This is a genomic window from Aeromicrobium sp. Root472D3 (assembly GCF_001426485.1).
Lineage (GTDB): Bacteria > Actinomycetota > Actinomycetes > Propionibacteriales > Nocardioidaceae > Aeromicrobium.
In genome coordinates, this window is the sequence record NZ_LMET01000001.1 from 2,093,451 (window position 1) to 2,117,438 (window position 23,988).

General features: G+C 70.2%; 25 protein-coding genes. 16 read left to right on the plus strand and 9 right to left on the minus strand.

What is annotated here, in order from left to right; translation table 11 throughout:
- Positions 1 to 136: 136 nt before the first annotated feature.
- The gene (locus tag ASD10_RS10255) at positions 137 to 2,230 is read right to left on the minus strand and encodes a nuclease-related domain-containing DEAD/DEAH box helicase (protein ID WP_056607917.1); all 2,094 of its coding nucleotides are present in this window, start codon (positions 2,228 to 2,230) and stop codon (positions 137 to 139) included.
- A 399-nt stretch (positions 2,231 to 2,629) separates the two neighbouring features.
- Between ASD10_RS10255 and ASD10_RS10260 the strand changes: the two genes are divergently transcribed.
- Positions 2,630 to 3,610 carry an LLM class flavin-dependent oxidoreductase gene (locus ASD10_RS10260; protein ID WP_056607918.1) on the plus strand — a complete coding sequence of 327 codons (981 nt, stop codon included), beginning with the start codon at positions 2,630 to 2,632 and terminating at the stop codon, positions 3,608 to 3,610.
- Here ASD10_RS10260 and ASD10_RS10265 read toward each other — a convergent pair.
- Entirely contained in the window at positions 3,598 to 3,804 is a 207-nt protein-coding gene (locus ASD10_RS10265; RefSeq protein ID WP_157432542.1) for a hypothetical protein, read from the minus strand. The two genes, ASD10_RS10260 and ASD10_RS10265, sit on opposite strands and share 13 nt — an antisense overlap.
- A gap of 100 nt (positions 3,805 to 3,904) precedes the next feature.
- On the opposite strand from ASD10_RS10265, the gene ASD10_RS10270 reads away from it, so the two are divergent.
- Positions 3,905 to 5,224, plus strand: coding sequence for a M20/M25/M40 family metallo-hydrolase (locus tag ASD10_RS10270; protein ID WP_056607923.1), 1,320 nt, complete (start codon positions 3,905 to 3,907; stop codon positions 5,222 to 5,224).
- On the plus strand, positions 5,221 to 6,681 hold the full coding sequence (locus ASD10_RS10275) for an MFS transporter (protein ID WP_056607924.1): 1,461 nt from the start codon (positions 5,221 to 5,223) through the stop codon (positions 6,679 to 6,681). The genes ASD10_RS10270 and ASD10_RS10275 overlap by 4 nt, the downstream gene beginning before the upstream one ends.
- A gap of 18 nt (positions 6,682 to 6,699) precedes the next feature.
- Here the strand turns inward: ASD10_RS10275 and ASD10_RS10280 are convergent, their stop codons facing one another.
- Complete coding sequence (locus tag ASD10_RS10280) at positions 6,700 to 7,263, minus strand: hypothetical protein (protein WP_056607926.1); 564 nt, start codon at positions 7,261 to 7,263, stop codon at positions 6,700 to 6,702.
- A 98-nt stretch (positions 7,264 to 7,361) separates the two neighbouring features.
- Between ASD10_RS10280 and ASD10_RS10285 the strand changes: the two genes are divergently transcribed.
- Together ASD10_RS10285 and ASD10_RS10290 are read left to right on the plus strand one after the other, a co-directional pair.
- Complete coding sequence (locus ASD10_RS10285; RefSeq protein WP_056607928.1) at positions 7,362 to 7,676, plus strand: helix-turn-helix transcriptional regulator; 315 nt, start codon at positions 7,362 to 7,364, stop codon at positions 7,674 to 7,676.
- Entirely contained in the window at positions 7,663 to 7,986 is a 324-nt protein-coding gene (locus ASD10_RS10290; RefSeq protein WP_056607930.1) for a hypothetical protein, read from the plus strand. Before ASD10_RS10285 ends, ASD10_RS10290 begins: the two co-directional genes overlap by 14 nt.
- Positions 7,987 to 8,046: 60 nt before the next feature.
- On the opposite strand, the gene ASD10_RS10295 is transcribed toward ASD10_RS10290, so the two are convergent.
- Positions 8,047 to 8,796, minus strand: coding sequence for a ZIP family metal transporter (locus ASD10_RS10295; RefSeq protein ID WP_056607933.1), 750 nt, complete (start codon positions 8,794 to 8,796; stop codon positions 8,047 to 8,049).
- Between the two features lie 137 nt (positions 8,797 to 8,933).
- Between ASD10_RS10295 and ASD10_RS10300 the strand changes: the two genes are divergently transcribed.
- The 4 genes from ASD10_RS10300 to ASD10_RS10315 all read left to right on the plus strand — a co-directional run bounded on the left by ASD10_RS10300 (position 8,934) and on the right by ASD10_RS10315 (position 11,301).
- On the plus strand, positions 8,934 to 9,185 hold the full coding sequence (locus tag ASD10_RS10300; RefSeq protein ID WP_197983492.1) for a hypothetical protein: 252 nt from the start codon (positions 8,934 to 8,936) through the stop codon (positions 9,183 to 9,185).
- A complete protein-coding gene (locus ASD10_RS10305; protein ID WP_056607935.1) occupies positions 9,182 to 9,601 on the plus strand; it encodes a type II toxin-antitoxin system VapC family toxin in 420 nt (139 codons plus the stop codon). Before ASD10_RS10300 ends, ASD10_RS10305 begins: the two co-directional genes overlap by 4 nt.
- Before the next feature lie 62 nt (positions 9,602 to 9,663).
- Positions 9,664 to 10,974: an alpha-hydroxy-acid oxidizing protein gene (locus ASD10_RS10310; RefSeq protein ID WP_056607937.1), complete on the plus strand. Its 1,311-nt coding sequence runs from the start codon at positions 9,664 to 9,666 to the stop codon at positions 10,972 to 10,974.
- Positions 10,975 to 11,061: 87 nt separating this feature from the next.
- Positions 11,062 to 11,301 (plus strand): hypothetical protein, encoded by a 240-nt coding sequence (locus ASD10_RS10315; protein WP_056607939.1) that lies wholly within the window; start codon positions 11,062 to 11,064, stop codon positions 11,299 to 11,301.
- 6 nt (positions 11,302 to 11,307) lie between these two features.
- Here the strand turns inward: ASD10_RS10315 and ASD10_RS10320 are convergent, their stop codons facing one another.
- The gene (locus ASD10_RS10320; RefSeq protein ID WP_056607940.1) at positions 11,308 to 11,568 is read right to left on the minus strand and encodes a hypothetical protein; all 261 of its coding nucleotides are present in this window, start codon (positions 11,566 to 11,568) and stop codon (positions 11,308 to 11,310) included.
- Between the two features lie 113 nt (positions 11,569 to 11,681).
- Complete coding sequence (locus ASD10_RS10325) at positions 11,682 to 12,548, minus strand: helix-turn-helix domain-containing protein (protein WP_056607942.1); 867 nt, start codon at positions 12,546 to 12,548, stop codon at positions 11,682 to 11,684.
- A 101-nt stretch (positions 12,549 to 12,649) separates the two neighbouring features.
- Here ASD10_RS10325 and ASD10_RS10330 point away from each other — a divergent pair, with 101 nt between their 5' ends.
- The gene (locus ASD10_RS10330) at positions 12,650 to 13,348 is read left to right on the plus strand and encodes an SDR family NAD(P)-dependent oxidoreductase (RefSeq protein WP_056607944.1); all 699 of its coding nucleotides are present in this window, start codon (positions 12,650 to 12,652) and stop codon (positions 13,346 to 13,348) included.
- 91 nt (positions 13,349 to 13,439) lie between these two features.
- Here ASD10_RS10330 and ASD10_RS19505 read toward each other — a convergent pair whose 3' ends face one another.
- Positions 13,440 to 13,571, minus strand: coding sequence for a hypothetical protein (locus tag ASD10_RS19505; RefSeq protein WP_255355131.1), 132 nt, complete (start codon positions 13,569 to 13,571; stop codon positions 13,440 to 13,442).
- A gap of 226 nt (positions 13,572 to 13,797) precedes the next feature.
- Here ASD10_RS19505 and ASD10_RS10335 point away from each other — a divergent pair, with 226 nt between their 5' ends.
- From ASD10_RS10335 to ASD10_RS10360, 6 genes are all read left to right on the plus strand, one after another.
- Positions 13,798 to 17,100, plus strand: a complete 3,303-nt coding sequence (locus ASD10_RS10335) for a DEAD/DEAH box helicase (RefSeq protein WP_162248844.1) — start codon at positions 13,798 to 13,800, stop codon at positions 17,098 to 17,100.
- A 121-nt stretch (positions 17,101 to 17,221) separates the two neighbouring features.
- Positions 17,222 to 18,940, plus strand: a complete 1,719-nt coding sequence (locus ASD10_RS10340; RefSeq protein WP_082556140.1) for an alkaline phosphatase — start codon at positions 17,222 to 17,224, stop codon at positions 18,938 to 18,940.
- A gap of 97 nt (positions 18,941 to 19,037) precedes the next feature.
- The gene (locus tag ASD10_RS10345; RefSeq protein WP_056607949.1) at positions 19,038 to 19,700 is read left to right on the plus strand and encodes a YtxH domain-containing protein; all 663 of its coding nucleotides are present in this window, start codon (positions 19,038 to 19,040) and stop codon (positions 19,698 to 19,700) included.
- 1 nt (position 19,701) lies between these two features.
- Positions 19,702 to 20,625 (plus strand): NADP-dependent oxidoreductase, encoded by a 924-nt coding sequence (locus ASD10_RS10350; RefSeq protein WP_056607951.1) that lies wholly within the window; start codon positions 19,702 to 19,704, stop codon positions 20,623 to 20,625.
- A 102-nt stretch (positions 20,626 to 20,727) separates the two neighbouring features.
- The gene (locus tag ASD10_RS10355; RefSeq protein ID WP_056607952.1) at positions 20,728 to 21,942 is read left to right on the plus strand and encodes a lipase family protein; all 1,215 of its coding nucleotides are present in this window, start codon (positions 20,728 to 20,730) and stop codon (positions 21,940 to 21,942) included.
- A gap of 20 nt (positions 21,943 to 21,962) precedes the next feature.
- Positions 21,963 to 22,661, plus strand: a complete 699-nt coding sequence (locus ASD10_RS10360; protein WP_056607953.1) for a hypothetical protein — start codon at positions 21,963 to 21,965, stop codon at positions 22,659 to 22,661.
- On the opposite strand, the gene ASD10_RS10365 is transcribed toward ASD10_RS10360, so the two are convergent.
- Together ASD10_RS10365 and ASD10_RS10370 are read right to left on the minus strand one after the other, a co-directional pair.
- Positions 22,652 to 23,218 (minus strand): hypothetical protein, encoded by a 567-nt coding sequence (locus tag ASD10_RS10365; protein ID WP_056607955.1) that lies wholly within the window; start codon positions 23,216 to 23,218, stop codon positions 22,652 to 22,654. The genes ASD10_RS10360 and ASD10_RS10365 overlap by 10 nt on opposite strands.
- Before the next feature lie 12 nt (positions 23,219 to 23,230).
- Entirely contained in the window at positions 23,231 to 23,965 is a 735-nt protein-coding gene (locus ASD10_RS10370) for a hypothetical protein (RefSeq protein ID WP_157432543.1), read from the minus strand.
- Positions 23,966 to 23,988 lie beyond the last annotated feature (23 nt).

Below are 23,988 nucleotides of genomic sequence, written 5' to 3' on the forward strand. Positions count from 1 at the left end.
CTTGAGTCGCGTGCCCATTATTCGCGACGCACGACTTCCGTTACTTAGTCTCGCAACCCTCGGCGCAGGCAGAGTCGATTTCGGGAGGGACTGGACGGCGATTGGCCGGCTTCGTCCTGTCGCGGTGCGTGCGCGGTTAGTCCAGATAGCCGAGCCATAGTGTGTCGCGAGCTCTCGTCATAGCGACATACCATTCGCGTCGCTCGATCTCGCAGCGCTCAGCGTAAGCACTGTCGGTCTCTGCATGAAAGCGCCTAGGGGGTTGATGCGACAGACCCGGAACGAAGACGACTTTGAACTCGAGACCCTTGGCTCGTTTCACCGTTCCGACCTTGACCTGGTCGGAAGCGACTCCGTCGTAATCGGTCAGGTCGCGGCAGGGGATCGACGCACGATGCATCACGGCGCGCAAGGCGTCGACGTCTGCGCGACGACGAGCCAGGACGACCATGTCACCCCAGGCGGTCCCTGCGCCATGGGTACGTCTGAGTGCCTCGACGAGCCTGTTGTGGAGGTCGACTCTGCCGGACGCAATGACCGCCGTGGGCACCGCTCCGACGCGCGACGGAAGCTCGTCGGCGACCGGAGCCTGAGCCTCGTCGTCGAGGTCGTTGAAGACGTCACCGTCGACGAGTCGGCGAGCCTCGGCGACAATTTCGCGTGTGTTCCGGTAGTTCAAGCGAAGGACGGTCGAGCGTCCCGTCACGTTGATCCCTGCCTCCGACAGGGTGAAGCCTCCTGGATATACCGACTGCTGACCATCGCCCATGATGAGGAACTGGTGCGTCGCGTGACCGGCCAACTCGTGCAAGAACTTCAGCGAGATTAGGTTGAGATCCTGCACCTCGTCGACGATGACACCTCCGTAGCGAAACAGGTCCGGGTACCGCTGCACCGCGAGCCGTGCGTCGAGAATGAGGTCGTTGAAGTCACGGACGCCGCGCAACTCCAGTTCGGCCTCGTACGTGGCGAATAGGTCCCACATGAACTTGCGATCTTCCAGCCGCATAGGCGTTTTCCGTCCAACCCGCGTCAGGTTTTCGTATTGACCGAACTCGGTAATCCCGCGCCCCTTGAGAACGTAGTTGATCTCGTCTTTCCAGTAGTTAGCGTTCTCATTGAGGCCGCGTAAGTGGCCTGCCGCACCCGAAGTGATCCAGGCCCTGCCGAAGGCGGCATCGGCCTTGTCGGCGCTGACCGACGACGCCATCCCAGCCTTCTCGAGACATTGCCGAGCCAGCTTGTGGACTCCGATGAACTCGATGTTCTGCGATGCGCTGGCCGACAGGCGGCGAGCCAGCGATGACAGGACGATGGGCAGCGTCTTGACGAAGCTCACGAACAGCACCGGGTCTCTCGAACGCTGAGCAAGATAGACGGCCCGGTGTAGCCCGACGACCGACTTGCCCGTCCCAGCCGGCCCGCGAAGCCGCGATGGTCCGTTGACCTGCTTGCATATCAGCTGGTTCTGTTCGGGGTGGAGGAATGTCATCCACGACTCGATCGGTTTGGCCAGGGCCGAATCCAGCAGTGCAGCAGTGAGGTCTCCGACTCCGGGCAGGGCATCCTGCGTGGGTGGTCTCTCGGTGGCAGCCGCGAGATGCCGGGGTTTCGGTCGGCGACGCGACAAGGACGGGAGTGGAAGGCCGATCTCGACCTCTGGGCATGCCGCGCCGATCAGGTCAGCGATCAGTAGGACCTGTTCGGACGTGAGCCGGACCGGCAGACGCAGCAACCACTGGACAACATTTCGGTCCCCCAAGATCGTCAGCGGTCCTGAGGCTTCTACAAGGTCACGGTCAGTAAACACCCAGACAGGCGAGATCGCGCTGACGGCCAAGCCGGTCGACGCCACAGTCTCGGCTATTACATCTATGAGGCGGCAGTAGCCTGTCACCTCGTCGTCGACGCATTCTTGCCCGCGGAACAATGACCCCTTGAGAAGGCCGAGCTCAGCCCAGTGCTTGGCATCCAGCAGCACGATGCCTCCGGGTCCGACGAGGATGAAGTCGATGTTGGCGCGCTTGGACCCCGGCCACCGACGATCCTCTAACACGACCCATCCGTGGTCCATTAGGGGGCGGATAAGTGCTGCAGTGCTCGATTCCGACAGCGCGGCTGTGAGGTAGTTGCGCGCCTCCTTCATCTTTAGCTCGCGAAGCTCGAAGAGCGCGTCGGCCTCTGCGATGAGGCGATCGCCGTTAAAGCGCGCAGAAGCTCCAGCAACCATCGTGGCTCTCTTCTCCCATAGAGGCTCGGACAGGTTGTCGAAATTGAATCACCTCAGGGAGGCATTCGTACAAGATTTGCGCAATTGGACGGCAACGACGTCGATCTACTCAAAGAGCAGTTCAGCGCGAGTAAACGTTGCCGGCGCCGTGAGCATCGAGCGTCCGATGGACGGCCACCGGGTCGACGAGCAGTATGAGTGGTTGCGCGAGAGCGTGCTCCAACACCTCGCGGACGACGATGAGACGGCGTGACCCGGCACGCTGACGCGGCGGAGGCTCTCCCGACGAGGTCCGGGTGGGATGGGACACCACGACGTCGGGATGAGATCGGGCGGCTGGCGGGTTGTCACTCAGTAGGCGGCGTCAGTTGGCGGCGCCGACGCGATGAAGGGTGTTCCATGTCTGTGCCGGTTTCCATCCTCGACCTCGCCACCGTCGGCAAGAACCAGACGATCGCCGAGTCCTTGGCCGGCAGCGTCGCCTTGGCGCAGACGGCGGAACGAGTGGGCTACCAGCGGGTCTGGTACGCCGAGCACCACAACATGGCGTCCATCGCCTCGTCCGCGACCTCGGTGCTGATCGCGCACGTCGCCGCTCACACCAGCACCATCCGGCTCGGCTCGGGAGGCGTGATGCTGCCGAACCACTCGCCGCTCACGATCGCCGAGCAGTTCGGCACGTTGGAGACGCTCCACCCCGGCCGGATCGACCTCGGCCTGGGTCGCGCGCCCGGTAGCGACCAGAACACGATGCACGCCCTGCGCCGCAACGCCGCGTCGTCCGACAGCTTCCCCGAGGACGTCCTCGAGCTGCAGGCCTACCTGCGCGGTCAGTCGCGCATCCCGGGCGTCTCCGCCTACCCGGGCGCCGGCACGGACGTCCCGCTCTACATCCTCGGCTCGTCGCTGTACGGCGCAGGACTGGCGGCGGCCCTCGGCCTGCCCTACGCCTTCGCCTCGCACTTCGCGCCGGCCGCCCTGCACGACGCGATCGCGCTGTACCGCAGCGAGTTCAAGCCGTCCGAGCAGCTCGACAAGCCCCACCTCATGGCTGCGTACAACGTCTTCGCCGCCGACGACCAGGCCTCTGCCGAGCGCCAGCAGCTCGAGGTCGCGCGCAGCCGCGTGGCACTGCTCGTGCGCCCCGGCACGAAGTACACCGACGAGCAGGCCGACGAGGTGCTCGCGTCCCCGCAGGGCCAGCACCTGCGCGAGATGATGACGTACAGCGCCGCCGGCACGCCCGACATCGTGGTCAAGCACGTCGAGCAGTTCGTCGACGAGACCGGCATTGATGAGCTCATCGTCACCCACCAGGGCTCGACCGTCGACCAGCGGCTGCGCTCGGCCGAGCTGTTCGCCGAGAGCTACGTGGCCTGAGCTTCGCCGGCCGAGTCGGAGTTCGCGCCCGGGCAGTCGGGGTTCGGGCAGACGTCGACGGCCAGCGTCGGCGTGGGTGCACCCTCGTCGAAGTCGTTGGTCACCCGTGAGTCGACGACCTCGGACTTCAGCTCGGTGCCGCAGCGAGGGCAATTGGTCGGCCAGTCCACGGGGACGTCAACGTCAGAAGTCATGTGACCACGCTACGCGTCCCAGCGCCGACCGCGAGGCGGCGAGGGCGGCGACCCGTCGCGGTCGAGACAGCCTGAGCCCGTCCGCCGTTAGTCTGCCGCCATGGATGACGACGCGGCAGTCGCAGCACTGCAGGCCTTGGTGCGGATCCCCACCGTCAGCGATCGCGACCCCGCGAACGTCGACGTGGCCGCGTTCGACGAGGCGGTGGACGAGCTCGAGCTGCGGTTCCCGCTCGTCCACCAACACCTCGAGCTGACGCGCGTCGACACGCACGGCCTGCTGTTCCGCTGGATCGGCAGGAGCGACGCCAAGCCGGTCGTCATGATGGCGCACCTGGACGTCGTCGCCGTAGAGGGCGAGTGGCAGCACCCGGCCTTCGGCGGCGACGTCGTCGACGGCACCATTTGGGGCCGCGGCACGCTGGACGACAAGGGCAGCCTCGTCGGCATCTGCGCCGCGGTCGAGCGTCTGCTCGCCGAGGGGTTCGTGCCCGCGCAGGACGTCTGGCTGTCGTTCGGCGGCAACGAGGAGGTCTCCGGCACGTCCGCCGTCCTCGCGGTCGAAGCACTGAGGGCCAGGGGAGTGCAGCCATGGTTCGTGATCGACGAGGGTGGCGCGATCGCGAGCGAGGCGTTCCCGGGCGTCGCCGCACCGATCGGCGTCATCGGCGTCACCGAGAAGGGCGTGACGTCGGTCGAGCTGCGGGTCGAGGGACGCGGCGGGCACGCGTCCACCCCCGCGAAGCTCGGCCCCACGGCCCGCATCGCGCGCGCGATCACCCGCCTCGACAACTCGCCGATGCCCGCCAGCGTCCCCGCCCCGACCGTCGAGCTGTTCCGCCGCATGGGCGCACACGCCCCGCTCGCACTGCGTCCGATCATGCAGAACGCCGGCCGCGCCAAGCCGCTGCTGACCCGCGCGCTCGTCCTCGCCGGCGCCGAGCCCGCCGCGATGACCCGCACGACCTTCGCCATCACGACCCTCTCGGGCGCGCCGGCGCTCAACGTCATCGCCGCCACCGCGAAGGCCGGCGTCAACATCCGCATCATGGTCGGCGACACCGTGGCCGGCGTGCTCGAGCACGTCCGCAAGGCCGTCGACGACGACCAGGTGCACATCGACGTCGTCGAGCAGAACGAGCCCAGCCCCGTCTCGCCGATGGACGAGGCGTTCGAGCTGATCGAGGGCACGATCACCGAGATCTTCCCGGACGCCGTCCCGTCGCCGTACGTCATGATGGCCGCCACCGACTCGCGCTTCTTCACCGCGATCTGCCCGCGGGTCTACCGCTTCGCGCCGTTCCGCATGACGAAGGCGCAGCGCGAGTCGATCCACTCCTTCGACGAGCACCTGGGCGTGGACGCCTTCCTGGACGGCGTCCGCTGGTACCGCCGACTGATCGAGAGGCTCCCCGCATGACGACGTCGACCGGCAGGGCCGCCGCGCAAGGGCTGGGCGCCGTCGTCGGCTTCCTCGTCGCCGTCGAGATCGCCAGCGGCGTGCTGCAGGGCTACTACACGCCGATCTACCCGCAGATCGCCGAGCACCTCGACATCTCCGAGGGCGACATCAACTGGTTCGAGGCGGCGCAGCTGATCGTCTCGGCGCTGGCGATCCCGCTGCTGGCGCGCCTCGGCGACCTCATCGGTCACAAGAAGGTGCTGGTGCTGGCCACCGCCGTCACGGCGCTGGGCTCGTGGATCACGGTCGTCGCGCCGTCCTTCACGACGTTCCTGATCGGCTGGGCACTGCAGGGTGCCGCGATCATCTGGCTGCCGCTCGAGATCGCGATCATCCACCGCCGCACCCGCGACTCCGGACGTCAGGGGCTGCTGACGCGCCGCGGTGCCGCGGTGCTCGTCGGCGCGCTCGAGCTGGCGGTCATCATCGGCGCGCTGACGAGCGGCGCGATCGTCGACAGCCTCGACATGAAAGTCGTCCTCGCGGTGCCGGCGATCGTCCTGACGGTCGTGCTGGTGGCGGTGTGGTTCGGCATCGAGGACGCGCCGGGGGAGTCGTCCGGTGGCATCGACTGGACGGGCCTGGCCCTCGTCACCCTCGCGCTGGGCCTCGTGATGGCCGGGCTGGTGCTGGTGCGGCTCGAGGGCGCGGGCAGCGTCCGCGCGTGGATCGTCATGCTGCTCGGCGTGCTCGCGCTGGTGCCGTTCGTGCGGCACGAGCGGTCGGTCGCCGACCCCATCGTGGACGTCGACCTGCTCGCGAGCCCGAGCCAGTGGCCGATCCAGCTGACGGCGTTCCTGTTCGGCATCCCGGTGCTGGGAGGTCAGATCCCCTTGTCAACCTTCGCCCAGGCCGATCCGGACGTCCGCGGGTACGGCCTCGGCGCCGACTCCGGCTTCGTCTCGACGCTGATCGGTGTCTACGTCATCACGCTGGCGATCGGAGCGTTCACGCTGCCGGTGACGACGCGGCTGTTCGGCGTCCGGCGCACCCTGATCATCGCGTGCCTGTTCGTCGCGGTCGGTTACGCGCTGTGGCTGCCGTTCCACGACACGACGCTGCAGGCGATCATCAACATGGCGGTCGCCGGTCTCGGCTCGGGCGCGCTCGTCGCGTCGTTGCCAGCCGCCGCTGCGGCCGCGGCGCCACCGGAGCGGACGGGTATCGCGACCGGCATGACCAATGGCACCAAGGTCATCGGCGGCGCGATCGCGTCCTCGATCTTCGCGATCGCGCTGGCCTCCACCGGCTCGATCGACAAGCTCGGCGAGGAGGCCGCCAACGCTCCGCTCTCGGGCTACCTCGTGGTCTGGAGCGTCTGCTCGGGCGCCGCCCTGCTCGCCGCGATCGCACTCATGCTGGCGCCGAAGGTCGCCTTCGCCCGCCAGGACGAGCCGGCTGCGCCGACGGCGTGACAGGTGCTGGCTCGGACGTCAAGCGTCCCCCTCAAGGGCGACCCACTCGTCGCGCGCCAGGTCGTAGCCGTCGAGTGGCATGCCCAGCGCGCGACGTACGCGGTAGCGACCGTTGAGGGCGCGCATGTCGACGTCCTCGACGTCGTCGGGGTGGACGTCGAGCAGCGGGAGCGTGAACCATCGCAGGGCCTGTCGCAGGCGTCCGGCCTCCTCCAGCGTGCTGGCGATCCACTCGCACTCCACGCCGCCGATCAGTCCTGAGCGCACACGCACGAGCATCTCGGCGAGCAGCGCGTCGGCCCGGTCGTCCTCGCCGGCCTCCAGCTCTGACATGAGCAGCCCGCAGCGAGGGTCGAGCTCGGTCGGTCCGCCGTCCTCGATCGCGGCCAGGCTCGCCTCGCGTGCCCCGGCGAAGTCGCCGACGAGGTGGAGCTCGCCGGCCAGCGCGGTCAGGAACTCCGCGCGTCCGTCCTCGCCGTGCTCGAAGTCGTCGAGGCGTCGGCGCAGGACTGCGACGCGCTTGGCGGGTGTCCCGGCGGTCCCGATGCGGGCGAGCTCGGCGTCGACGTCCTTCATGTCCATGGGGCCAATCGTCGCAGTCGGCATGCTCCCCGGACCCACCCCGCCATGGGAGTCGTTGTCGCGTTGACATAGCGATATGCGCATATAAGGATGTCTGCATGAGTGACAGCCGGGACATCCTCGCGGAGTACAGCAGCGTGAGCGACGTCTTCGGTGCGTTGTCGTCGCCGGTCAGGGCCGCCATCGTGCACCGCCTGACCGACGGCGAGCAGACCGTCAGCTCTCTCGTCGACGCCCTCGGCCTGTCCCAGCCGCTCGTCTCGCAGCACCTCCGGGTGCTGCGCAGCGCGCGACTGGTCGCAACCGAGCGGCACGGCCGGGAGATCGCCTACTCGCTGGCGGACGACCACGTCGCTCACGTCTTCCTCGACGCCTTCCACCACACCCAGGAGAACCACGATGACGATCACTGACCACCGCGAGGCCGAGAGCCACGCCCACACCCACGGACCGGCCTGCGGACACGAGGCCGTCGTCCACGAGGACCACGTCGACTACCTGCACGACGGTCACGTCCACCACGAGCACGAGGGCCACTACGACGAGTGCACCGTGTGCTCGTGCGCCAACTGCTCCGACAGCTGCGCCAAGTGCGAGTGCTCCGACTGCACCTGCGCGACGTGCAACCACAACGTCTGCTCGTGCAGCAACTGCGGCGGCGACACGTGCGGCAACTGCGTCTGCTCCGACTGCTCCTGCGCGACCTGCAAGCACGCCGCCTGAGCGAACGACCTGCGCGACACCGGTGCCCCCGTCACGTCATGGCGGGGGCGCCGGTGCGTCTCAGACGTGTCCGATCGCGAACGCCGTGAGGAAGCCGATCGTCGCGAGCAGCCCGGCGTAGAGATGGGTCTTCTCGAACGCCTCGGGGATCATCGTGTCGGCCACCATCGTGAGGATGGCTCCGGCGGCGACGGCCGTGATCGCCGCGATCGTCTCGTCAGCCGCCCCCTCGAGCAGCAGGCTGCCGACCATCGCCGCGATGCCGGAGGCCACCGCGATGCCGACCCAGACGCCGAAGACGTAGCGCGCGCTGCGGCCGTTGCGCTTCATGCCGGCCGCGCTCGAGAGGCCCTCCGGCAGGTTGGAGATGAAGATCGCGGCGAGCACGGGCACGCCCACGCCACCACCGCCGAGCAGCGAGACGCCGAGCACGACCGATTCGGGGATGCCGTCGAGCAGGGCTCCGACCGCGATGGCCGCGCCACTGCCGGCCTGCTCGTCCTCGGACGGCTGCTGCTCCTGCGACCGCTTGCGGTGCTGCGCCCCGCGGCGGGCCAGGAAGACGTTGGCCGCGACGTAGACGATCGCCCCGCCCAGCGCGCCGAGCAGCGTCGGCAGCAGCCCGCCGGTCGTCTCGGCCTCGTCGATCAGGTCGAACGACAGCGCCGAGATCAGCACGCCCGAGCCGAACGCCATGACGGACGCGACGACGGCCCGCGGCACCTTGACGAACCAGGCGATGAGCGCGCCGATGACGAGGGCGCCGCCCGCGAGCAGACCCCACGCGCCGGCTTCGAGCCAGATGGGCATGTGACCTCCAGGGTGGGCGAGCGGGCGGTGACGCCCCGACTGGGTTACCCGATCGTTGTGCCCTCACTCAGGTGGTGGAGCGATGGCGCGCGATCACTGCAGCATTGATATCATCAGCCGTAGATTTGATATCACACGTGGAGGTCGTCATGGCGGCGGTGACGGTACGAGGGATCCCTGACGAGGTGCACCGTGCCCTGAAGGGGCAGGCGGTCGCACATGGACGCAGTACGGAGGCCGAGATCCGCGAGATCCTGAGACGTGCGGTGTCTGGTCCCGAAGACGCTCGCATGGGAGATCGACTCTCGGCGATCGGCGAGCGGCACGGCGGGCTGGATCTCGACGTCGTCCGTGACGACTCACCTCCGGAGCCGGCCGAGTTCTCGTGATCGTCCTCGACACCAACGTCATCTCAGAGGCGCTTCGCCGCGACCCCGACGCTGTCGTGCTCGACTGGCTCAATCGGCAGGTCGCGTCGACGTTGCACGTGTCGACCGTGACAGTCGCAGAACTTCTGCTCGGTGTGGAGCTGCTGGACCCGGGGCGACGCAAGGACGCTCTGCGTGCGGCGGTCTCAGAGGCAATCGCTCTGTTCGACGGCCGAGTTCTGCCGTTCGACGGTCCCGCGGCGGCCGTGTTCGCCGAACGCATGGCGGTCGCGCGCTCGCAAGGGCGGGCGGTGTCGCTGGCCGACGGCCAGATCGCCGCGACGGCCATGAGCTGCGGATTCGAGGTGGCCACGCGCGACACGGGCCCGTTCGTCGCAGTGGGAGCCGATGTCGTCGACCCGTGGACGGTCGACTGACCCAGCCGACATACCCTCGACGCCAGCGACCCGAGCGGGGGCGTGGACGACGGGAGCACGACATGGCGGAGCAGACGACGGCCGGACCGGGCCGCGAGCGGCAGAACGCGATCTACCGCGCCGGGGTCGTCGGCACGAAGCCGCTGGTGCCGACGTCGTTCGCCGACCTCGAGCGCGCCGCGCACCGGGTGGCGTCCGCGAAGGGCTGGGCGTACGTCGCGGGAGGAGCCGGCGAGGGCCGCACGATGCGCAACAACCGCGCCGCCTTCGACCGCTGGGCCATCGTGCCGCGCATGGCGCACGGGGGAGCGACCCGCAACCTCTCGGTCGACGTGCTCGGGACGCGGCTCGCGTCGCCGCTGCTGCTCGCGCCCGTCGGCGCCGGCCAGCTGATCGACCCGGACGCCGACCTGCACACCGCCAGGGCCGCGGCCAGCACGGGCGTCCCGTACGTCTTCACCAACCAGGGCGGCACCCCGATGGAGGAGGCCGCCGCCGAGATGGGCTCGACACCTCACTGGGTGCAGCTCTACTGGAGCACCGACGAGGACCTCGTCGACAGCCTCATCGGGCGCGCCGAGGCCAGTGGCGCCACGGCGCTCGTCGTCACGCTCGACACGACGACGCTCGGCTGGCGTCCGCAGGACCTGACGCTCGGCTCGCTGCCGTTCGCGCAGGGCCTCGGCATCGGCCAGTACACGTCCGACCCGCGCTTCCGCGACATCGTCGCCCAGCGGGTCGCAGCGGCGAAGGCGGCGGGTGCGGCGTCGGACGTCAAGGTGACGCTGCAGGCCATCCGGTCGCTGATCTCGATCACGAGGAACCACCCCGGACGCTTCCTCGACAACCTCCGCTCGCCGATGCCGCGGGCGTCCGTCGAGACGTTCCTCGACATCTACTCCAACCCCGGCCTGAGCTGGGACCACATCGCCACGCTGCGCGACCGCACCCGGCTGCCCGTCGTGCTGAAGGGGATCCTGCACCCGGACGACGCCCGGCGGGCCTTCGACCTCGGCGTCGACGGCATCGTCGTCTCCAACCACGGCGGACGCCAGGTCGACGGCTCGATCGCGTCGCTGGACGCCCTCATCGCCGTCCGCGAGGCCGTGGGGCCCGAGCCGACCGTGCTGCTCGACAGCGGCATCCGCACGGGCGCCGACGTGTTCGTGGCGCTGGCGCACGGCGCGGACGCGTGCCTGCTCGGCCGCCCCTACATGTACGGCATGGCGATCGCGGGGCAGCAGGGCGTCGAGGAGGTCGTCGCCAACGTCGTCGCCGAGCTCGACCTGACGATGGCGCTGACGGGCGCCACGGACGTCACGGACGTCCCGCGCGACGTCGTGGTGCCGAATCCGTCGTGGACGGGCGCGTAGTCAGGCGTGATCCGTCGACGTAGTCACTTGTGACAGTCTTTCTGCGAATCTGGGACACGCGTACGAATCCAGACCTACTGTCGCGCCATGAAGATCCGCAGCGCCATCGTCGCGTTCGTCCTGACGACCTCCGCCATCTCGGGCGCGGGTGTCGCGATCACCGCCAAGTCGGCCTCCGCCGCCACCTGCACCAAGACCTCCACGGGCAAGTGCATCAAGGGCGGCCAGTTCTGCCCGAAGGCCAAGTACAAGAAGACCGGCATCGACGCCAAGGGCCGCAAGTACGTCTGCAAGGGCGACAAGAACCACCCGCACTGGATGAAGTAGACCGCCTCAGAACCAGGCGTCCCGCTGGGGGTTCGGGTCGGGGTGGCACGGCGTGAGCCGGTCGGCGGGCAGCCAGCGCTGCACGACCGGCGCACCGTCCTGCGTCTCGTCGACGAACACGACGAGCGCCGTCCACGTGCGTCCGTCGCGTCTCCAGTCGACGACGAACCCCTGCCACGGGCGGGCGTAGCGGTGGTCGGTCCGCCGCACGAGGACGTGGCGGGTGGGCTCGTACGGGGGCCAGGCGTCGCGCCTCGTCCGGTTCATCCCCACCCGCACAGACTAGAACATGTGTTCGACCGAGGTCGATGATGATGCAACGCCGCCTGCACGCGGTCGCGACGCATCAGGTTCGGTCACGCGCGACGCGGTGCTGAAGGTCAGCGGGACGCGACGGACCCCCGCACGCCCGACATGACGGCGAGCTTGAACTTGGTCTCGTCCTCGGTGCCCGGGGTCGCCGAGAGGATGACGATCTTGAGCTCGGCGTCGCCGTCGGTCAGCACGTCGCAGTCGACCATGAGCGGCCCGACCGCGGGATGCTCGACGATCTTGCGTCCCTCCCGGTGCGCGCCCACCTCGCCGGCTGCCCACAGCTCGGCGAACCGCTCGTTGCCGGCGGTGAGCCGGGCGATCAGGTCGGCGAGACGTCGGTTGCCCGGAAACCGTCCGGTCGCGCGCCGCAGGTCGGACACGACCGCGGCGGGCACGGTGTCGTCCGTGAACGCCACGATCGGCCACTGCGCCAGCCGCGGAGCGCCGCCGTCGACGGGGAAGGTGTCGAGGGCGAAGTTGCGCTGCGCCGGCGGGGTCGCGGACGGGTCGCCGACGAGTGCCGCCCACCCACGGTTCCACTGGATCATCTGCCAGTCGGCCGCGAAGACCGCCGTCGCGGAGTCGTCGTTGCGGTGCAGGATGCGCTGGATGCCCGGCGGGATGTGCTCGGAGATCTCACCGCCGCCGGGGGGAGCCAGGCCCGCCAGCAGGTGCAGGTGGTCGCGCTCGTCGACGGTCAGCTGCAGCGCCCGGGCCAGTGCCGCGACGACCTGCGCAGACGGCGTGCTCGCGCGTCCCTGCTCGAGACGCACGACGTAGTCGACCGAGACGCCGGCGAGCTCGGCCAGCTCCTCGCGGCGCAGCCCCTGCGTCCGGCGCCCGTGCCGCATCGGCAGCCCGGCGGTGGCGGGGGAGAGCCGGTCGCGCCACGCCCGCAGCGTCGCTCCGAACGTGGTCTGGTCGAGGGTCATGGGTCCAGTGTCGCCTGTCGTCGGACGTCGTGACTGGTACTGCTCGTCCTACCGTCGAGCCGTCCCTGTTGCCGCAGGCACGGCAGGCGCACGCTGGACCCATGACCATCACCTTCATCACCGGAGCCAACAAGGGTCTCGGCCTCGAGACCGCCCGCCGCCTCGCCGAGCACGGACACACCGTGCTGGTCGGGGCCAGGGACGAGCAGGCAGGACGCGCCGCAGCCGACTCGGTCGGCGGTCGGTTCGTGCACATCGACGTGACCGACGACGAGTCGGTGGCCCGTGCGGCCGCCGACGTCCAGCAGCACGAGGGCGCGCTCGACGTCCTCGTCAACAACGCCGGCGTCGCCGGGCCGATGGGCGACCCCGCCGACCTCACGGCCACCGACGTGCTGGGCGTGCTGGACGTCAACGTGCTCGGCGTCGTCCGCACCACCCGCGCCTTCCTGCCCCTGCTGCGGGCGTCGGCCGATCCCGTCGTCGTGAACGTCAGCAGCGGCATGGGGTCGCTCGAGCTGACGCACGACCCGTCGCGGGCCGAGTCGCACGCGATCGCCCCCGCCTACACCGCGTCGAAGGCCGCTCTGACGATGCTGACGACCCAGCACGCGAAGGTCTGGCCCGACATCCGCATCAATGCCGCCGACCCCGGCTACACGGCCACCGACCTGAACGCCCACAGCGGCCCGCAGACCGTCACCGAGGGGACGGACGCCGTCGTGCAGCTCGCCACTGAGGGCCCCGGCCACGGTTCGGGCCGACTCGTCGACCGGCACGGCGAGACCACCTGGGGGTAGTCGCTCGACGGTTGTGCACGGCCGTGAGTGCGCGACGAGAACCCTGTCAGACCTGTTCTCCAGGTTGGAGAAGAGACCGCAACGACAGGAGTTACTGGTGCTGGTCGACCGGGCGCGCGTCACGGGCGAGGCCGGCGGCGGCGCCGCGCAGGGACGTCTCCGTGCCGCTGTCGTCGCTGATGGGGTTCAGCGACGCGCCCACCACCTCAAGACCGAGGGCCACCTGAGGGTGCGACAACCCGCGCCCGGGATGTTCGAGTGGACCACCGGCACCGGCACCGGGCACACCCACACGAGCACACCCGAGCCCCTGCCGATCGCCGGTCGGGACGCCGAGAGCCCTGTCGAGCCCCGGAGGACCGATGGACGAGAACACCTGGCTGGGGTGGGACGACCCCCGCCGCCTGCTGCGCGAGCTGGTGTCGGCAGCGCCGACTAGCCTCGAAAACGTGACACCGACGATCGCCTCCCTCACCGACACCGAGCTGCGTCGAGCCTTCGACTCCGGCTCGCTGTCGCGGGGCAAGCTCTACGCGCACGCCGGGAGGGTCAGCGTCAGCAGCGTCGACCCCGACGGCGACGCCGCGAGCGGCGAGGTGCGCGGCACCGACCCGCAGGTCTACTCCACGACGGTGCAGCTGCGCGAGACCAAGGCCGGCGGCACCCACGTCGTCGCCACCTGCAGCTGCCCCGTCGGCTACGGCTGCAAGCACGCCGTCGCGCTGATCATCGCGGTCCGCAGCTCGATCGAGACCGAGCCGGACGAGCCCGTCGACGCCAGGAAGGCCTCGATGGACGCGGCGATCGCGTCCGTCGACGCCTACGCCCGCAAGGTCGCCCGACCGTCCGAGCCGCAGTGGCGCTCGGCCCTCGCCCCGCTCGTCGGCGCGCCAGGGCGTGGGCGCACCGACTGGGCCCTGCGCATCGACCTCGCACCGTCCTACTACCGCGGCGAGGCGCTGCTGTCGGCCCGGCCGTTGAAGCGCGGCGCCAAGGGCACCTGGATCAAGACCGGCGCCACGTGGCCCGACGTCGAGGCCACGACCCGCGGCTTCAGCGGGGGACACCCGCAGGTCGACGCCCTCGCCGAGCTGCAGGTCGCGGTGCGCAGCCACTACTCGCACGTCCGTCGCTCCGATGGCACGATCGACCTCGGCGGCCTGACGCGCGACGCGTGGCGGGTGTTCGACCTGATGGCTGATGCCGGCGTGACGCTGCTGGGTCCCGGCAACGCCGAGGTCACGGTCGTCCGCGATCCCGTCGTGGTCAGCGTCGACATCGCGCCGGTCGGCGAGGCGGGCGACCTGTCGGTCACGGCCAGCCTGTCGCACGCCGACGTCGACGACGCACAGGCCGACGACCGCGTCCTGCTGATCGGACAGCCCGCCCACGGCATCGCCGCGTGGGACCACGACAGCCCCCGTCGGCTCTGGCTCGCGCCGTTCGCCGAGCCGCTCGACCAGCCGCTGCGCATGCTGGTGCAGAACCAGCAGGGCGTGCAGATCCCCGCCCGCGACGCCGCCGAGTTCCTGCGCGACTTCTACCCGCGGATGCAGCGGACGCTCGGCTCGGTGCGGGTCGACCCCCGCATCGAGGTGCCCGAGATCGTCCCGCCGCGCCTGTCGATGAAGGTCACGCACGACGGGCTGTCGGCCGCCGTCGAGTGGGGCTTCGTCTACGAGGTCGACGGTCGGACCCTGCGGGCCGCCTGGGGTTCCGGGCTCGAGCCGTTCCGCGACCGCGCCGCCGAGCTGGACCTCGTCAACGACTTCGTGCCCCCACCCGGGCTGCCCGTCGTGACCGACAGGACCGGCCGGGTCAAGGTCGTGCCCAGGGCCACGGTCGACGGCTACCCGGCCGCGGTGCTCAGCGAGGACGTCGTGCCGGCCCTCGAGGCGGCGGGCGTCGACGTGCAGACCGTCGGCGACCGGCCGAACTACCGGCTCGCCGGCACGGCGCCCGTCGTGCACATCTCGCTCGAGGACGGCAAGGATCCGCGCAGCGACTGGTACGACCTCGCGGTCACGGTGACGATCGAGGGCGAGCGGGTGCACTTCGGTCCGCTGTTCGCGGCGCTCGCGGCGGGGGAGTCGCACGTCGTGCTGCTGAGCGGCACCTACCTCTCGATCGACCGTCCCGAGCTCGTGCAGCTGCGCGAGCTCATCCAGGAGGCGCGCGAGCTCACCGACAAGCACGCCGACGGCGACCAGCTGCGCGTCAGCCGGTTCCAGGCCGGGCTGTGGGACGAGCTCGTGGCGCTCGGCACGATCGACCGGCAGGCCAGCTCGTGGAAGGAGTCGATCAGCGCCATCCGCTCGCTCGACGAGGTGCCCGTCCCCGAGCTGCCCGCAGGCCTCGACGCCGAGCTGCGTCCGTACCAGCGCGACGGGTACGCCTGGCTCAGCTTCCTCGCCGACCACTCGCTGGGCGGCATCCTGGCCGACGACATGGGCCTGGGCAAGACCGTCCAGGCACTCGCGATGATCGTCCGCCAGGTCGAGCGTGGCAGCGGGCCGTTCCTGGTGGTCGCGCCCACCAGCGTCGTCGGCAACTGGGCGCGCGAGGCGCAGCGCTTCGCACCCGGCCTGAAGGTCGCGACGATCCAGGGCACCCGCTCGCGACGCCGCACCGAGCTCGTCGACGAGGTGGCGGGCGCCGACCTCGTCGTCACCTCGTACGCGCTGTTCCGCCTCGAGAACGACGCCTACCGCGAGCAGACGTGGGCGGGCCTGCTCCTCGACGAGGCGCAGTTCGTCAAGAACCACCAGGGCAAGACCTACCAGTGCGCGCGCCGGCTCGACGCCCCCTTCAAGCTCGCCATCACCGGCACCCCGCTCGAGAACTCGCTCATGGACCTGTGGTCGATGCTGTCGATCGTCGCGCCCGGCCTCTATCCCGACCCGCAGCGCTTCGCCGCGAGCTACCAGAAGCCGATCGAGACGGGACACGGCAACGACAAGCTCGCGCTGCTGCTCAAGCGCGTGCGCCCCCTCATGCGCCGGCGCACCAAGGAGGAGGTCGCCTCCGACCTGCCGCCCAAGACCGAGCAGGTGCTCGAGGTCGCGATGAGCCCCCGGCACGCCCGCATCTACCAGACCCACCTGCAGCGCGAGCGCCAGAAGGTCATGGGACTGCTGGCCGACGACGCGTCCGACCACCGGTTCGAGGTGCTGGCGTCGCTGACCAAGCTGCGCCTGCTGAGCCTCGATCCGGCGCTGGTCGACGAGGAGCACGACGGTGTCGGCTCGGCCAAGATCGACGTCCTGCTCGAGCACCTGCACGAGGTCACCGCCGAGGGCCACCGGGTGCTGGTCTTCAGCCAGTTCACGAGCTACCTCGCGCGCGTGCGGGCCCGGCTCGACGACGACGGCATCGCCTACTCCTACCTCGACGGCCGCACCAGCAACCGGCAGGCCGCCGTCGACTCGTTCACGGCCGGGCAGACCTCGGTGTTCCTCATCAGCCTCAAGGCCGGTGGGGTCGGGCTCAACCTGGTCGAGGCCGACTACGTGTACGTGCTCGACCCGTGGTGGAACCCGGCGGCCGAGGCGCAGGCCGTCGACCGGGCGCACCGCATCGGGCAGACGCGTCCGGTCATGGTCTACCGGCTGGTGTCCGCCGAGACGATCGAGCAGAAGGTCATGGAGCTCAAGGCCCGCAAGTCAGCGCTCTTCGACGCGGTGATGGACGACGGCGCCGCGCTGTCGGGCGCGTTGACGTCCGACGACATCCGCGGCCTGCTCGGCGCCTGAACCGCTGAAGGTCGTTGCGGGGGTCAACTGTTCACCTGGCGGGCGTCCGGCGTTGTCCGTGCGGTCGGCTGCTGCCGACAGGGTCACACCATCCCCTGACCTGAGAAAAGGACTAGAACCGATGGTGCGTAGAACAACCATGGTCGCCGCCGCGAGTGCCCTGGCGCTCGGCGGTCTCGCGATCGGCAGCGCTGTGCAGGCTGTCTCGCCCGGCTTCACCGACGACCGCTCGGCGAAGCTCTCGTCCGCGATCGACCCCGCCAAGCCCCGCAACGTGATCCTGCTGATCGGCGACGGCACCGACGACTCCATCATCACCGCGGCCCGCAACTACGAGCTGGGCGCGAAGGGACGCTTCGCCCTCGACGAGCTGCCGTTCACCGGTGCCATGACGACGTTCGGCCTCAAGACGGGTCCGAACCCCGACGACTACCCGATCAACTACGTCTCCGACTCGGCCCCCACGGCCAGCGGCTGGTCGACCGGCAAGAAGACCGTCGACAGCCGCATCTCGCAGGGGCCGAGCGTGTCCGACACGACGCCCGGCACCGACTACGAGACCGTGCTGGAGAAGTACAAGAAGGAGGGCAAGCGCACCGGCAACGTCTCGACCGCCGAGATCACCGACGCGACGCCTGCCGCGGCCGCCTCGCACATCAACCTGCGCGCGTGCCAGGGTCCGACGGACATGGCCAACTGCACGGCCGCCAAGAAGTCCAACGGCGGCAAGGGCTCGATCGCCGAGCAGCTCGTCGACAACAAGATCGACGTCCTGCTGGGCGGCGGCAAGAGCCGTTACCTGCAGGCCACCGACGCCGGCCCGACCGCGCTGGCCTACGCCCAGAGCGCCCAGAAGTACCAGCTCGTCGAGAACAAGAGCGCCCTCGCGGGCGTCACGACGCTCGACAACGGCCCGATCCTCGGCCTGTTCACGACCGGCAACATGACGCCCCGCTACCAGGCGCTCACGGCCACGCCCGCCGGTGCCGGTGGGTCCGACACCACGTGCCAGACCGCCGATCGGGGCACGCAGCCCACGCTGGCCGACATGACCGACAAGGCCATCAACCTGCTCGACAACGACAAGGGCTTCTTCCTGCAGGTCGAGAGCGCGATGGTCGACAAGCAGGAGCACTCGTCCGACATCTGCGGTGCGATCGGTGACGTCCTCGAGCTCGACAACGCGCTCAAGGTCGCCCAGACCTACCAGGCCAAGCACCCCGACACGCTGATCATCGTCACGGGCGACCACGCCCACTCGACGCAGATCGTCGGCAACGGGGGCTCCACCACCGGCGCGACGGGCGCGACGGGCGGCAAGGCGACCGCGACGGTCAAGACGGCCGACGGCGACCCGATGACGGTCGCGTACTCGACGGCCAACCCGGGCAGCTCGCAGTCGCACACCGGCAGCCAGATCCGCGTCGCGGCCTCCGGACCGCAGGCGGCCAACGTCACCGGCACGATCGACCAGACCGATCTGTTCGCGACGATGCTGGGCCGCACGCCCAGCACGATCTCGACGCCCGCCACGCCCCCGACCCCGTCGGCCCCGGCCGCCCGTCCGGCCGTCGCGGCGGTCGCCGACAAGAAGATCTCGGCCAAGGCGCTGAAGACCAAGGGTCTGCGCGTCTCGACGAGCGCATCGGCTGCGACCTCGGTCAAGGTCACGCTGCTGAAGGGCAGCAAGGTGCTCGCGACCAAGCGCCTCGGTGCAGCGGGCGGCACGACGTACCTGCGCACGAAGAGCAGCGTCAAGGGTGCCGTGAAGATCGTCGTCACGGCGACCGGCCCCGGCGGCACGGCCAGCAAGACCAGGTCCAGCACCGTCACGCGCTGACCTGTCGATCGACCCGCGGGTGCGTCCGGTTCGCCGGGCGCACCCGTCCGTCGTCGGTGGACCTGCGAAGGCGTGCCGGATGCGTCAGACTCGTCGCATGAGCCTCTTCAGCCACCCCATCAAGAAGCTGACCCTCGCCGCCGTGTTCGGCATCGGCTACACGCTCGGTGCCAAGGCCGGCCGTGAGCGGTACGAGCAGATCAAGAACACTGCGCAGCAGGTCAAGGACGACCCGCGGGTGCAGGACGCCGCCGCCAAGGCCGAGGGCGTCGTGCGCGACGCCGCGCAGCAGGTCAAGGAGGACCCGCGCGTGCAGGACGTCGTCCAGCGCGCCGAGAGCCTGATCGGCGACGCCGCCGACGCCGTCAAGGACGACGACCTGGTCGACAAGGCCAAGGACGTCGCCTCGGACGCCAAGGACAAGGCCCAGGACGTCGCCGCCGACGTCAAGCACAAGGCCGACGACGTGGCCTCGGACGTCAAGGCCAAGGACGTCGCGAGCGACGTGAAGGACACGGCCGACGAGGCCGCGACGAAGGCCAAGCACGTCGCGAACGACGCGAAGGACGCAGCGAAGGACAAGGCCGACGACGCGGCCCAGATCGCCGACGACAACACGCCGACCAACGACGAGAAGATCGACGCCCTGCTCGACGACCAGCACGTCGTCTCCGAGGAGCGTCTGGCGTACAGCACCGGCCCCGACATCGAGGAGTCGATCGACGACCTGGCCCCGAACGACGACAAGGACCGGATCTGACGTGCGCGCGGTCGTCTTCACCCAGTACGGAGCACCTCTCGAGGTCGCCGAGCTCGACGAGCCGAAGGTCGGGCCCGATTGGGTGAAGGTCTCCGTGCGCGCGACGTCGGTCAACCCGGTCGACTGGAAGATCGCCGCCGGCGGCCTCGACGCCGTGCTCGACGTGCACCTGCCGGCCGTGCCGGGCTGGGACGTGTCGGGCGTCGTCGAGGAGGTCGGACCGTCCGTCACGAACCTCGCGGTGGGTGACGAGGTGTTCGGCTACGTCCGCAAGGACGCCGTTCAGGGGGGCACGTACGCCGAGAAGGTCGCCGCGCCCATCCGCACCGTCACCAAGAAGCCCGCCACGGCGACGTTCGAGCAGGCGGCCGCGATCCCGCTGGCCGGCCTGACGGCGTTCCAGGCGCTGGTGCACCACCTCGACGTGAAGGCCGACGACATCGTCCTCGTGCACGGGGCGTCGGGCGGTGTGGGGTCGTTCGCGGTGCAGATCGCCAGGTCGTTGGGCGCCCGCGTCATCGGCACGGCGTCCGAGGGCAACCACGACTACCTGCGCGGGCTGGGCGCCGAGCCCGTCACCTACGGCGAGGGACTCGTCGACCGTGTCCGCGAGCTGGCTCCCGACGGCGTGACCGCGGTGCTCGACCTCAGCGGGTCCGACCTCGACACCACCCCGCAGGTGCTGGCCGGGGGCGACCACGGGCGCGTGGCCTCGATCGTCGACGGCGAGACCGTCAAGCAGCTGGGCGGCCACTACGTGTTCGTGCGTCCCGACGCCGACGACCTCGACGAGCTGGCGAGCCTGTTCGACGACGGCACGCTGACGGTCGAGATCGCCGCGACGTTCCCGCTGGACGAGGCCCAGAAGGCGTGGGAGCTGAACCAGGACGGTCACACCCGCGGCAAGATCGTCATCACGGTCTGACCGACCGGACGCGGGCGGGCCGGCACTGCGGTGCAGGCCCGCCCATTGACGTGTGACCTGTCTCACTGAGATGGTAACCCCGGGTTACACCGAGGGGGACTCATGCGCATCCGACACGTCATCACCGGCGCCATCGCCGCGGCACTCACGAGCATCACGCTCACATCGACTCCGGCCACGGCCGCCGACGGCGACTTCTACACGCCGCCGTCCGACGTCACCGGTCAGCCCGGCGACGTCATCCGGTCCGAGCCGTCGGTGTTCTACCTCGACCCCCTGAAGGCCATCAAGGCCGACGCTCGCGTGCAGCGGCTCATGTACGTCAGCACCACCGCCCGCGGTCGGAAGGACGCCGTCACCGGCACCATGATCACGCCGCGCGCTCCATGGGTGGGCAAGGGCGAGCGCCCGCTGATCTCGTTCGCGGTCGGTACCCAGGGCATGGCCGACACGTGCGCCCCGAGCCGGCAGCTGGCGGCCGGGTCCGAGTACGAGGGCCTGTTCATCAAGGGGCTGCTGCTGCGCGGCTACGCCGTCGTCGTCACCGACTACGAGGGGCTCGGCACGCCGGGAACCCACGCGTACGTCAACAGCACGGCGCTGGGACGCAACGTGCTGGACGCCGCCCGGGCCGCCACCCGGTTGGGCACCGACCGGGTCAGCGCGACCGCGCCGGTCTTCATCGCGGGCTACTCCGAGGGCGGCAACGCGTCGGCGGGGGCGCTCGAGCAGCACCGTGCCTACGCGCCGGACGTCAACGTCACGGCCGGCTACGCCGGCGCCGTGCCCGCCGATCTCACGAAGGTCGCCCCCAACCTCGACGGCTCGCTCTACGCGGCCTTCCTGCTCTACTCGGTCACGGCGCTCGACGCGACCTACCCCGAGCTCGGCATCCCGTCGCTGCTCAACGCCGCCGGCAAGGCCGCCCTGGCCCGGGCCGACACGACGTGCACGTTCGACGGCGTCGCGGCGTTCCCCTTCACGCGGTCGTCGACCCTCACGGCGGACGGGTCGTCGATCTCGAGCTTCCTGTCGCGTCCCGACATCGCCGCGACGCTGGAGTCGCTGCGGCTCGGCAAGGGCAGGCCCGACGTCCCGGTGCTCGTGGCCCACACGACGCTCGACGACGTGGTGCCGTACGCGCAGGGCCGTGACTTCGCGCGCTCGTGGTGCCGCAACGGTGCGAAGGTCAGCTTCCAGCCGAGCCTGGCACCGACGCACATCGGCGGCGCGGTGTCGTCGTTCCCGAAGGCCTTCGCCTTCTTCGAGGCGCGGGTCGCAGGCCTGCCGGCCGTGTCGAACTGCGGACTGTTCTAGGCGCTGACACGATGGCGTCCATGAACGACGCCCGTCGACGCGACCGCCTGATCACCTCGCCCCTGGGCGTCCTCGCAGCGGGTCTCCTGCTGCTGTCCGTCGCTCTCAACTCGTTCGTCGGGGGAGGGCCCGACTGGTTCACGGTCGACGGCGAGCCCCTCTACCGGTCTGACCTGCGCACGATCGGGCTGAGCACGGACGAGGGGACGATGCCCTCGCTGGCCGCGCCGTTCGTCGACGTCTTCCCGGGGGCCGTCGCCTTCTCGGTCTGGTTCCTCGCCCTGGCCGCGTGGCCGGTGCGCCTGTGGGCGCGGATCGCCATGGCGACGGTGCTGGTGCTCACGGCGGTGCTCATCGTCATGCAGGCGCGGGACGAGGCGCCGGGCGCCGGGGCGTCGACGACCGACGCCTACCTGGTGATCGGCACGGGTCTGGTGCTGGCAGCGGTCCTGGCCGGCACCGCCACGGGGATGCTGACCCGTTCGCGGTGGGTGCGGTGCGCCGCCGGCGCGGTCGTCGTCCTGGTGCTGGCCGCAGCGACGACAGCGGGCCTCGTGCAGCTGCTCGGGGCGCGCGACGGGCTGGCCCTGACGATCGAGCCGATCGGCTTCGTGCTCGCGCTGCTGGCCGCCGCGGCGTCGCTGGTCGTGATGGCCGTCGCGACCCGGCGGCACGACCGCGTCATGCGTGCGGACGCCGGCGGCGTCGATCAGGCCTGAGCCGCGTTGACCTCGTGCCACACGTCGTGCGCCTCGTCGTAGGCGTCGACCGGCAGGTCGAGGGCGCGGCGGACGCGCCACCGTCCGTCGAGGCACAGCGGCGGCATGAGGTCGAGGTCGCCGGGCTGGATGTCGCGCAGGGGGATCGTGAACCAGCGCAGCGCCGCGCGCAGCCGTCCGGCGTCCTCCAGCGACTCCGCGATCCACTCGTAGTCGCCGATCACGAGTCGCTCGGCACGGCTCAGGACGATCAGCTGGGCGAGCAGCTCGTCGACCTCGGCGTCGTCGCCGCGGGCCAGGGCGACGGCCAGCAGGCCGGCCCGCGGCTCGAGCACCGTCCGCCCGCCGTCGTCGATCGCCGCCCGGTACGCGGCCTCGGCGTCGTCGAGGCGTCCGTCGTCGACGAGGTCGTCGGCCAGGCAGGTCAGCACCTCGGCGCGGCCCTCCTGGCCCGGCGCGAACGTCGCGAGCAGTCGCTCGTACGCCGCGAGGCGGGCCGGACGCCCGGGGGTCGCGCTGATCTCGTCGATGGTCTCGCCCAGCTCGTCCCAGTCCATGCGTCGATCCTCTCAGCCGTCGTGGCGCGGCGCGGCGAGGTGCCCCCGGACGTCGTCGAGCACCCGCGACGGGAACTCCGCCGTGCGACGGCAGCGCTCCACGAGCAGGACGATCTTGTTCATCCGCGGCCCCGCTTCGAGGCCACGGGCCGTCAGCGCGGGCCGCAGCACGTTGCGGTCGAAGGCGCCGTCGCTGTGCTCCTCGGTGCCGCGCCACCGGGCGAAGGCCTGCTTCAGGTCGCCGTGCGCCACGACGCCGTGGTCGGGCGACAGGGCCACGGCGATCGCGCCGATCAGCCAGATGTCGTCGTGCTGCAGCGATTCGACGCCGAGCTGGACGGTGCCCGACCCGCCGGGGAGGTCCGGCAGGTCGAACGTGACGAGCGCCGAGAACGTCAGGTCGGGGAAGCGCAGCTCGATGCGGGTGCCGCTGTCGATCAGCGAGATCTTCTGCCCGGGTGCCGGCGTGGTGGAGCCGCCCTGCGGTGTCGTCAGCTCGACGATCGCTCCGTTGTCGCGCTGGCCGCGGTGGACGACCGGTTGTGCGGCCGTCGCCGTGACGACGAGGGCGGGGTCGCTGACGTAGGGCAGACGAACGAACACGTACGCCGAGCCGTCGATCGTCTCGGCCACGACGGGCTGCCGCTCGGGCAGGTTCATGCGCCGCGCCAGGATGAACGTCGCGCCCTGCTCGAGGGTCGTCTCACCGGAGGTGTCGTCGCCGGCCGACCACGCGATGTGCAGCACCGGCACTCCCTCGGACGTCGTGG